Source organism: Pseudalgibacter alginicilyticus, from assembly GCF_001310225.1.
Lineage (GTDB): Bacteria > Bacteroidota > Bacteroidia > Flavobacteriales > Flavobacteriaceae > Pseudalgibacter > Pseudalgibacter alginicilyticus.
This window is the reverse complement of the sequence record NZ_CP012898.1, coordinates 19423-30811: the sequence shown is the minus strand read 5'-3', so window position 1 is coordinate 30811 and position 11389 is coordinate 19423. Positions and strand designations below refer to the sequence as shown.

The window sequence follows — 11389 nt, the reverse complement described above, 5'->3', positions numbered from 1 at the left end:
CTTTTAATCATTAAATCCAACGAAAAAACCAATGTCAAAGATTATTTACACAAAAACGGATGAAGCTCCGGCTTTAGCTACAAGATCATTATTACCTATTATCCAAGCATTTGTTAAATCTTCTGGTATTGATATTGAAACCAAAGACATTTCTTTAGCTGCTAGAATTTTAGCTGTTTTTCCAGATTTTTTAAATGAAGACCAACGTGTTACTGATGATTTGGAAATGTTAGGTGAATTGGCTAAAAAACCAGAGGCTAATATTGTAAAATTACCAAATATCAGTGCTTCTATTCCTCAATTGAAAGCTGCTATTAAAGAATTACAATCTCAAGGTTTTGAAATTCCTAATTACCCAGACGAAGCTAAAAGTGATTCAGAAAAAGATATAAAATCTCGTTACGACAAGATTAAGGGAAGTGCTGTAAACCCCGTTCTTCGTGAAGGAAACAGTGACAGGCGAGCGCCAAAAGCCGTTAAAAATTATGCAAAAAAGCATCCGCACTCTATGGGAGCTTGGTCAAGTGATTCTAAAACTCATGTAGCCACTATGAGTCATGGCGATTTTGCTCATAATGAAAAGTCTGTAACAATTTCTGATGCTACTAACATTAAAATAGAACATACAAGTGCTAATGGTACGACTACTATTTTAAAAGACAGCTTCCCTTTATTAAAAGGCGAAATAATTGATGCTACTGTTTTAAGTAAAAAAGCTTTATTAAGCTTTTTAGAAACACAAGTTACAGATGCTAAAGAAAAAGATGTATTGTTTTCTTTACATATGAAAGGTACCATGATGAAAGTAAGTGACCCTATTATTTTTGGGCACGCTGTTAAAGTATTTTTCAAAGATCTTTTTGAAAAACATGGAAAAACATTTGAAGAGATTGGTGTGAATGTGAATTCAGGTTTTGGTAATGTTTTAGAATGCATCCAACAATTACCCGAAGCCAAACGTAAAGAAATTGAGGCTGATATTGAATCTGTATACCAAAATGGTCCTGCAGTAGCCATGGTAAACTCTGAAAAAGGCATTACAAATTTAAATGTCCCGAGTGATGTTATTATTGATGCCTCTATGCCTGCAATGATTAGAACTTCTGGCAGAATGTGGAATGCTAAAGGCGAACTTCAAGATACTAAGGCTGTAATACCTGATAGTAGCTATGCTGGAATTTATTCAGCTACCATAGATTTCTGTAAAAAACATGGAGCTTTTGACCCTACAACTATGGGTACAGTTCCCAATGTAGGATTGATGGCTCAAAAAGCTGAAGAATATGGTTCGCATGATAAAACCTTTGAAATCCCTTCAGACGGCACTGTAAAAGTGATTGATACTGAAGGAAATACATTACTACAACACAGCGTTGAAGAAGGTGATATATGGAGAATGTGTCAAGCAAAGGATGCGCCTATTCAAGACTGGGTGAAATTAGCTGTTACTCGAGCAAGAGCCTCACAAACACCAGCAGTTTTTTGGTTAGATGAAAACAGAGCTCATGATGCTGAATTAATTAAAAAAGTAAATTTATATTTAAAAGATCACGATACTTCTGGATTGGATTTAAGAATCTTATCACCTATTGACGCCACTATTTTTACATGTGAAAGGCTTAAAGAAGGTAAAGACACTATTTCTGTTTCAGGAAATGTTTTACGTGATTATTTAACAGATTTATTCCCAATATTAGAAGTTGGTACCAGTGCTAAAATGCTATCAATAGTTCCTTTAATGAATGGTGGTGGCTTGTTTGAAACTGGTGCTGGTGGATCGGCTCCAAAACATGTGCAACAACTGTTAGAAGAAAACCACTTACGCTGGGATTCTTTAGGTGAATTTTTAGCACTTGCGGTTTCTTTAGAACATTTTGGAGAGGTTAACAATAATGAAAAAGCAAAAATTTTAGGACAAACCTTAGATGATGCTACTGACAAATTGTTAGAAAACCAAAAAGGACCTTCAAGGAAATCTGGTGAATTGGACAATAGAGGAAGCCATTTTTATTTGGCTATGTATTGGGCTCAAGAATTGGCAAATCAAACTAAAGATGCTACTTTAAAAGAAGAATTCACCTCCATTGCTCAAAAATTAACTGAGAACGAAAGTACTATTGTCAATGAACTTAATAGCATTCAAGGCAAACCTGTAAACATAGGTGGCTATTACGAGCCTAACGAAGCACTTGTCAATCAAGTTATGCGTCCTAGTAAAACATTCAATGCTATTTTAGAATAGTTTTTAAAAAATATATTATATTTCAAAAGCTCCTTTTCGGGGGCTTTTTTTATTATTTTTATACAAAATTATCGCATTTCATGAAGCTCATATCTTGGTTGCCATTTATATTTTGTTGCTTCATCATTTCTAATGTATTAGCCCAAGAAAAATACACCATTAGCGGAATCATTACGGATAAAAAAAGCAATGAAACACTCATTGGTGTAAATGTTATCTTTCCTGAAATTCAAGCAGGAACGTCAACCAATGCCTATGGTTTCTATTCCATTACCCTTCCTAAAAGCACCTACAAACTTGTAATTAGTTATTTAGGTTTTTCATCCGTAGTAGAAACCATTTCACTCACTCAAAATATTACAAAAAATTTTAGTCTATTGGAAACATCAGAAAGTTTAGACGAAATTGTAATAACTGAAAATATTGAAAAACTAAACATCAGAACACCTCAAATGAGCGTGAATAAACTAACGTCATCTAGTATAAAGGAAATACCTGTGGTAATGGGAGAACCTGATATTATTAAAGCCATTACCCTATTACCGGGTGTAACAAATGCTGGTGAAGGAACTTCTGGCTTTAATGTTCGTGGTGGCGCGGCTGATCAAAATTTAATTCTTTTAGATGAAGCCACTATTTACAATTCCTCTCACTTATTTGGCTTCTTTTCTGTATTCAACCCTGATGCTGTAAAAGATTTAAAATTATACAAAGGAGGTATTCCTGCCAGATATGGTGGAAGAGTATCATCTGTTCTCGATATTTATCAAAAAGACGGTAATAGCAATGCCTTTCATGTCAATGGTGGCATTGGGTTAGTATCAAGCAGATTACTTGCTGAAGGCCCATTAAAAAAAGATAAAGGAGCCTTTCTTTTTGGTGGTCGCTCTAGTTATGCTCATCTATTTTTGCCGATTTTCGACATTAACAATATTGCCTATTTTTATGATTTAAACACCAAACTAAGTTATAAGCTAAACTCACGAAATAATATTTTTTTATCTGGATATTTTGGTCGCGATGTATTTAGAATTAATGATGCTTTTGAAAACACCTATGGTAATTCTATTTTAAATTTTAGATGGAACCATCTATTTTCTGATAAATTATTTTCAAACCTTTCCTTTATTTACTCTGATTATTACTATGGATTAAAACTAAATTTTGTAGAATTTAATTGGGATTCAGGAATTAAAAATTTTAATTTTAAGTATGATTTTAAACATTATTTAAGTAATAAATTAAAATTGCAATATGGCTTAAATAGTATTTATTACAAATTTAACCCCGGCGATATTAAACCAACTGAAGAGTCGTCTGTAATAAACCCACTTAAACTCATTGACAAATATGCGTTTGAAAATGCCATTTATTTAGATATTGAACACAAATTATCAGATAAGTTGGCATGGTCCTATGGGCTGCGGTTTAGTAGTTTTTATAGAATGGGACAAAGTGAACTCAATATTTATGAAAATAATCAAGCTGTAGTATTTAATAACGATTTCAAAATTTACACAAAAGCAAACCCAATTGGCACAAAATCTTTTAAAAAAAGCCATATTATTAAATCATTTTATAATATGGAACCTCGTTTATCATTGGCATATAAACTAAATAATAGTACCTCTATTAAAGGGAGTTATAATAAAATGACTCAATATTTACATTTGTTATCAAATACCAATTCCCCTACTCCTCTGGATGTTTGGGCGCCTAGCGGAAAATACATCAAACCACAACTATTAAATCAATTTGCTATTGGCTATTTTAAAAATTTTAATCAGAACAACTACTCTTTAGAATTAGAAAGTTTTTATAAAACCGTTAAAAATAGGATTGACTATATTGATGGAGCGGATTTAATTGCCAATAATGCTATTGAGCAAGTTATTTTAAATGGACGAGCTAAAGCTTATGGGGTAGAAATTTTAATAAAAAAAAACGAAGGGGATTTTAAAGGTTGGCTTGCTTACACCCTTTCAAAATCTGAACAACAAACCAAAGGCAGAACTCCTAATGAAATTGGTATTAATAACGGCCAATGGTATAACACACCTTATGATAAAACTCATGATATATCACTAACAGGAAGTTACCAATGGAATGAAAAATGGAAACTTAATAGTAATTTTTTGCTTCAAACGGGTCAACCCACTACGTTTCCAAATGCACAATATATTTACAACGGAATAAACATACCTAACTTTAGTAATAGAAATACTAACCGATTACCAACTTATCATCGTTTAGATTTATCGGCCACATTTACCCCAAAACATCAAAAAACAAATGGCTTACAAAGCTATTGGGTATTTGGTATTTACAATATTTATAATCGCCGGAATGCCGCTTCTATTGCCTTTGCTGGAAATAATGAAACTGGCGCTAATGAAGCTACTCGTTTATCTATATTTGGAATTGTTCCATCTATTTCTTATAATTTTAAATTTTAATGTCATGAAAAAAACAATATACTTATTTGCCATTAGTTTGCTGTTCATTTCGTGCGAAGACGTTATAGAGGTGTCCCTTCCAAACACCCCTCCAAGACTTGTTATTGATGCTTCTATAAATTGGTTTAAAGAAACTACCGGGCAATATCAAAGTATCAGATTATCACTTACAGCGCCCTATTTTAACAATCAAGTACCACCAGCAAACCATGCCAATGTTAAAATCATAGATTCCAATAATAGAATTTTCACATTTATTGAAGAAGATGATACGGGTATTTATAGAAATCATAATTTTAACCCTGTTTTAAATGAAACATACACGCTTAGCATTATTTATAATGAAGAAGTCTATACAGCCACAGAAGTCCTAACACCCGTTACATCTATTGATTTTGTTGATCAAAAAAACAATGGTGGTTTTTCTGGAAATGATATTGAACTAAAAGCTTATTATATGGATCCTCCTAATCAAAAAAACTTTTACCTTTTTGAATTTGATAATAGCAACTTACCTATTATCAGTTTAAATATATATAATGATGAATTTAATGACGGTAATCAAATTTTTGCTTTTTATTCTGAAGAAGCAAGTAAAACAGGAGACTTAATAACCATAAATAGTTATGGAATTTCTGAACGTTATTATCAATTTATGTCTATATTACTACAACAAACTGATTCTGAAAGTGGTGACCCTTTTGAAACCCAACCAGCAACTGTAAGAGGAAATTGTATAAACGAAACCAATCCAGACAATTATCCCTTGGGTTATTTTAGGTTATCAGAATCAGATCAATTTATCTATACTATTGAATGATGCTTTTACACTAAAGATTATCAAAATCTTTCTCATAAAATTTTAAATCTATTAACTAGGTAAATATTTACTAATAGAATAATATTTTACTGACTTTTTTAAGTAAATTTGATTTTCATCAACCAAATTAGCTAAATCATGTCTAAAAAAAAACTCATCATCACTGGAGTTTGTGTTATTGCCATAATCATTTCATATTCGTTTTTTAAGGATAGTTCTAACGAAGACAAACCCATCACTGTAGAAGTTAAAAAAGGGAAATTTATAAATGAAGTTATTATTTCTGGAGAAGCACAATCTACAAGTTCAAAAGAAATAAATGGCCCTATTAACGCTAGAAGGTTTAATATATACAACCTCAAAATTCAAGATTTAGTTGCTGAAGGAACTGTTGTAAAAAAAGGAGGGTATATTGGCAAATTAGATGCTTCCGAAGTCAACGGAAAAATTAACGATGCCATGCTTAATTTAGAAAATGCTCAATCTAAATTTACCCAAAAACAACTCGATACAACTCTCACTCTAAAACAAGAGCGAAATTCAATTAAAGATCTGTTATTTAGCATCGAAGAAAATAAACTTGAATTAACACGTTCTATTTATGAACCTCCTGCTACGGTTAGACAACTTGAAATAAATATTGAAAAAAACGAACGCGATTTACAAGAAAAAAAAGAAGATTATTCTATAAAAAAAAGACAAGCAAATGCTGAAATGATTCAGGTAGGTAATGAGGTTGTTAAAATAAAAAAACTAATAGAAGAACTTACCAAGCTACAAAAAGAGTTTACAATCTATTCTGAAGATGAAGGTATGGTAACCTATGTTAAAGATTGGGGAGGAAATAAAAAGAAAGTTGGTTCTACAATCTCTCCCTGGGAACCTGCTATTGCGAGTCTACCAGATTTAACCAAAATGGAATCTAAAACCTATAGTAATGAAGTTGACATTAGAAAAATAAAAAAAGATTTACCTGTTAAAGTAGGTTTTGATGCGTTTCCAGAAATTGAATTGGAAGGTATCGTTACAGATGTGGCTAATGTAGGTGAAAACAAAAGAGGATCAGACATTAAGCTATTTCAAGTTTTAATTAAATTAAATGAAACGAATACCAATATTAGACCTGGTATGACAACTTCAAACAGAATATTAACCCATGAAGAAGAAAATGTCTTAACAGTTCCGCTTGAAGCTATTTTTAGTAAAGACTCTATTAGCTTTACTTATGTAAAATCAGGCTATTCTATACTAAAAAAACAAGTAGAATTAGGTTTATCAAATAATGATGAAGTAATAATTAAAAGAGGGCTAAAAGAAAATGAAACGGTTTATTTAAACAAGCCAGAGGATACCGATACTAATAACATCATATTTTTAGACAACTAATAATGATAGACAGAATACTTTTAGAAAAACTAAAATCTAATTTCATTGAAGCGTTTCGTTCCATTAAGACCAATAAATTCAGGACTTTTTTAACCGCTTTAGGAATTATTTTTGGAGTTGCAGCAGTTATTACCATGTTGGCTATTGGTAACGGCGCTGAAAAAGAAATACTATCTCAATTGGAGTTGGTTGGTGTAAATGATATTGTAGTTACCCCTATTCCTGACAACGAAGACACAGATACTGGTCAAGATGATATTGAAGAAGAAAACAGCGAACCTAAAAGATTTTCTAAGGGATTGGATATTTTAGATGCCTTAAGTGTTAAAAGCATAATCCCGAGTGTTAAAACAGTCAGTCCCGAAATTATATTAAACACCTATGTTATTAATAATGGAAAACAAAATTCCGTGAAACTTATTGGTGTAACTGCTTCTTTTTTTGAAGCTTCAAATATTGATATTGAAAAAGGGAAGTTTTTTTCAGATTATCAAACAGAAAACGCCTTACCCGTTTGTATTATTGGAAGAAAAGTTGAAAAAAAATTATTTACAGGTGAAAGTGCTTTAGGTAAACAAATTAAAGTTAAAGATGTTTGGCTACAAGTCATTGGGATTATTGAGGAAAAGCTAATTTCTGACCAAGCCCAAGAAAACTTAGGAATTAGAGACATAAATCAAGATGTTTACATCCCTATTAAAACATTTTTAGTGAGATATCAAGATCGAAAAATAATTGTTGATAATCTTACTGCTGGAATTAATCCAAACCAAAGTGGTCCTAAAAAAAGAATTTCTAGAGGCAATTATCATCAAATAGATAAACTTACAGTACAAGTATACAACTCAAACGAACTAAAAGCTACTGCTGAAGTTTTAAGCAAAATGTTAAAAAGAAGACATAATGATTTACTTGATTTTGAAATAACCATTCCCATTCAATTATTAAAACAACAACAAAAAACAAAACAAATTTTTAATATTGTCTTGAGTATTATTGCTGGTATTTCTTTACTTATTGGAGGTATTGGAATTATGAACATCATGCTGGCTTCTGTTTTAGAACGCACCAAAGAAATTGGTATTATGCGTGCCATTGGTGCCACACAAGAAGATGTTATTTTACAATTTTTATCAGAATCTGTCCTTATTAGTTTAGGTGGAGGTATTATAGGTATTATGGTAGGTATTGTAGGAGCTTATGCAATTGAAATCGCTTCTGGAATAGAAACCATACTCTCGTTAAACTCAATTCTAATTTCATTTTTTATTGCTGTCATTATAGGGTTAATATTTGGTATACTTCCAGCAAAAGCTGCTGCTAACAAACGACCAATAGAGGCTTTGCGCTCTGAATAAAATAATAGTCTAACAACTAATTATAATTATACCAACAAACAATTCAAAAATTAAACGTGTGAAAAAAATATCCTTTATAGCAATTGTTATTTTACCGTTAGTTACTTTATTATCACAGTCTAAACAAATAACATTACGAGAAGCTATTATTATAGCACAAAAACAATCTCCTGATTACAAAACAAACCTAAACAGAAACCAAGCCAGTTTTTGGCGTTTTAAAAACTACAAAGCACGCTTTTTACCTCAACTTAGTTTGAATGCTACTTTACCAGAATTTAGCAACTCAACAAACAGACAGACCAATGATGCAGGTCAAGATGTTTTTGTTAATCAAAACCAATTATTATTAGCCGGTGGCTTGTCATTATCTCAAAACGTAGCTTTAACTGGAGGCACAATATCTCTCTATTCTAATTTAGAAAAGGTAGATTTATATGGCAATAGCAATATTACAAATTATTCTGTTGTTCCATTTTCTATTAGATATCGTCAAAACTCACTTTTTTACAATAGTTTTCGATGGGATAAAAAAATTGAACCTTTAATTTACGAAGAATCTCGCCGTGATTTTATTGAAACCATGGAACAAATTTCCATCAATACCTGTCTGCGTTATTTTAATTTATTAAAAGCTCAAATGCAATTAAACATTTCCAAAAAAAACTTATCAAACCAAGATACACTCTACCAAATTTCCAAAGGGCGTTTTAAAATGGGGAAAATAGCAGAAAATGAATTATTACAAATGGAATTATCACTATTAAATTCTAAAAATAACGTTACATCAAACACCATTGAAGTCAAGCGAACTTCCCAAAATATTGCACGCTATTTAGAGTTAAATAATGAAAACATAGCATTAGAAATACCTGATGAATTGGCACTTTTTGATGTAGATATAAACAAAGCTTTAGAGGAAGCTCAAAACAACAGAAAAGCTGTTATAGAATTTAGAAGGAAAAGGTTGCAAGCAGAAAATGAGTTGGCTAGAGCCAAAGGAAGCAATAGATTAGAAATGAATTTAATTGCTAACTTAGGCATCTCACAATATGGTAGCGAGTTTAATAATTTATTCAATAATTACAACAAACAACAATACATTGCATTAAACATAGGAATTCCTATTTTTGATTGGGGTGTTTCAAAATCAGAACGCAAAATGGCTGAGGCCAATTTAGATTTAACCAACAATAATATTGAACAAGATAAACAAGCTTTTGAACAGGAAATTTACCTTCATGTACTAAACTGGTCAAGTAAAAGAGATTTTTTATTAACTTCTCAAAAAGCAAAAGAGATAGCTGATAAAAGTTACGATATTACAAAAAAGAGATATGTACTTGGCAAAGTAACCATAACCGATTTAAACATCAGTCAGGAAAAAAAGGATCAAGCTATTGTAACATACTTAAACTCACTTGAAGATTTTTGGGTAGATTACTATACGCTAAGATATCTAACACTCTATGATTTTATAAATGATAAAAAAATAGAAGTCGAAGATATTCTTTATAATTAAACTCATATTAAATTCATACTTTTGAAACATGAGTTTTATTAAAACAACCGAACAAGATTCTCATTACAATCATTTGGAAAAAATGAATGTAAAAGACTTATTGTTAAGTATAAATAATGAAGATAAAACAGTGCCTTCAGCTGTTGAAAAGGCGCTGCCTCAAATAGAAAAATTAGTCTCTCAAATAGTAAACAAGCTAAAATTAGGCGGCCGATTATTTTATATTGGAGCGGGCACTAGCGGCCGATTAGGCATTTTAGATGCTTCAGAATGCCCCCCTACCTTTGGAGTTTCTCATGATTTAGTTATAGGACTCATTGCTGGAGGTGATAAAGCTATAAGAAAAGCAGTTGAGTTTGCTGAAGATTCTCTAACATTAGGTTGGGATGACCTTCAATCTTACAATATCTCAGAAAATGATATTGTTATAGGAATAGCTGCTTCTGGCACAACACCCTATGTTATTTCCGCTTTAAAAACCTGTAACAAAAACAATATTATTACAGGCTGTATTACTTGCAATTATAACAGCCCGCTTTCACAAACAGCACAATTTCCTATTGAAGTTATTGTAGGACCTGAATTTATAACAGGAAGTTCCAGAATGAAAGCTGGTACGGCTCAAAAATTAGTGCTAAACATGATAACTACTACTACCATGATTCAACTTGGGCGTGTAAAGGGAAACAAAATGGTAGATATGCAATTAAGTAATAATAAATTAGTGGATAGAGGCAGCCGAATGATTATGTCAGAGCTTAATATTTCTCAAAAAGAAGCTGAACGACTTCTTAAAGAACATAAAAACGTTAGATTAGCAATTCAAAACTATATAGATGGAAACCAGTAAAACTGATAAAAAACTACTTTTCAAAGGAATAAAAACTATGGTGTTTGCAGTATTAAGTCTCTTTATGGGGCCTATTTTACTAAGTATTGCAATGTCAAACAAAGAAAAACCGCTTTATTTACCACTTTTAATTGTGGGCTGTTTGATTTGTGCTTTTGCTGTATTTTTAATTTTTAAAGGCTTAAAAATTATCATGTCTAGTATGTTTAAAAAGAAATAAGTTTATCTTTTTATTTCATAACAATTACTTTGGAGTAGTTGGATTATAACCAAAATCAGCATCCTCAAGTACAATTCCTAAATTATCTAAAATATAATTAATAATAGCATAATGATGAATGGTATGGCTATTAGCCTGTGCCAACAACGCTCCATAAGTGTATGGTATCTCAATAATTCCTAAACCTAAATCGTCTGTTACAAAAATGGTTTTATTCATTTCAAAATCTGATGTTTTTAACTTAGTTATTATTAAGTTCAAATAATCTTTTGCACAATCACACCGCTGTTCTACCTCTTTATTTCTTGATCTTGAAGTTAAATCTATTTTAGTTTCAGGGTTATCATTAAAAACACATTCATAAAAATCCAATATATGTCTAAGGTGTGTTCCTATACTCGAGTAATAAGGAGAAACCGATGCATTGCATAACTGATAGTCTGTTAATTTTTCTAATAAGGATTGAGATTTTTGTAGTGTTTTAAGGGTTGATTGGATAACTGCATTCATGAAGCCTAAAATAAGTAAAATTTTC

9 protein-coding genes are annotated in these 11389 nt (G+C 31.4%); 8 read left to right on the top strand and 1 reads right to left on the bottom strand.

All coding sequences use genetic code 11. The features are described 5' to 3' along the window. Positions 1-31: 31 nt before the first annotated feature. From APS56_RS00070 to APS56_RS00035, 8 genes are all read left to right on the top strand, one after another. Positions 32-2242: an NADP-dependent isocitrate dehydrogenase gene (locus APS56_RS00070; RefSeq protein ID WP_054723612.1), complete on the top strand. Its 2211-nt coding sequence runs from the start codon at positions 32-34 to the stop codon at positions 2240-2242. A gap of 80 nt (positions 2243-2322) precedes the next feature. Next, positions 2323-4698 (top strand): TonB-dependent receptor, encoded by a 2376-nt coding sequence (locus APS56_RS00065; protein ID WP_054723610.1) that lies wholly within the window; start codon positions 2323-2325, stop codon positions 4696-4698. 4 nt (positions 4699-4702) lie between these two features. After that, positions 4703-5518: a DUF4249 family protein gene (locus tag APS56_RS00060; protein ID WP_054731025.1), complete on the top strand. Its 816-nt coding sequence runs from the start codon at positions 4703-4705 to the stop codon at positions 5516-5518. Between the two features lie 138 nt (positions 5519-5656). After that, positions 5657-6904, top strand: a complete 1248-nt coding sequence (locus tag APS56_RS00055; RefSeq protein WP_054723608.1) for an efflux RND transporter periplasmic adaptor subunit — start codon at positions 5657-5659, stop codon at positions 6902-6904. 2 nt (positions 6905-6906) lie between these two features. Next, positions 6907-8262 carry an ABC transporter permease gene (locus tag APS56_RS00050; RefSeq protein WP_054723606.1) on the top strand — a complete coding sequence of 452 codons (1356 nt, stop codon included), beginning with the start codon at positions 6907-6909 and terminating at the stop codon, positions 8260-8262. A gap of 58 nt (positions 8263-8320) precedes the next feature. Further along, positions 8321-9784, top strand: coding sequence for a TolC family protein (locus APS56_RS00045; RefSeq protein ID WP_082379204.1), 1464 nt, complete (start codon positions 8321-8323; stop codon positions 9782-9784). A gap of 28 nt (positions 9785-9812) precedes the next feature. Beyond that, positions 9813-10634 carry an N-acetylmuramic acid 6-phosphate etherase gene (murQ, locus tag APS56_RS00040; RefSeq protein WP_054723604.1) on the top strand — a complete coding sequence of 274 codons (822 nt, stop codon included), beginning with the start codon at positions 9813-9815 and terminating at the stop codon, positions 10632-10634. Next, positions 10621-10854 carry a DUF6095 family protein gene (locus APS56_RS00035; RefSeq protein WP_054723602.1) on the top strand — a complete coding sequence of 78 codons (234 nt, stop codon included), beginning with the start codon at positions 10621-10623 and terminating at the stop codon, positions 10852-10854. The genes murQ and APS56_RS00035 overlap by 14 nt, the downstream gene beginning before the upstream one ends. A gap of 24 nt (positions 10855-10878) precedes the next feature. Here the strand turns inward: APS56_RS00035 and APS56_RS00030 are convergent, their stop codons facing one another. Then, complete coding sequence (locus APS56_RS00030) at positions 10879-11364, bottom strand: hypothetical protein (RefSeq protein ID WP_054723600.1); 486 nt, start codon at positions 11362-11364, stop codon at positions 10879-10881. Between the last annotated feature and the right edge of the window lie 25 nt (positions 11365-11389).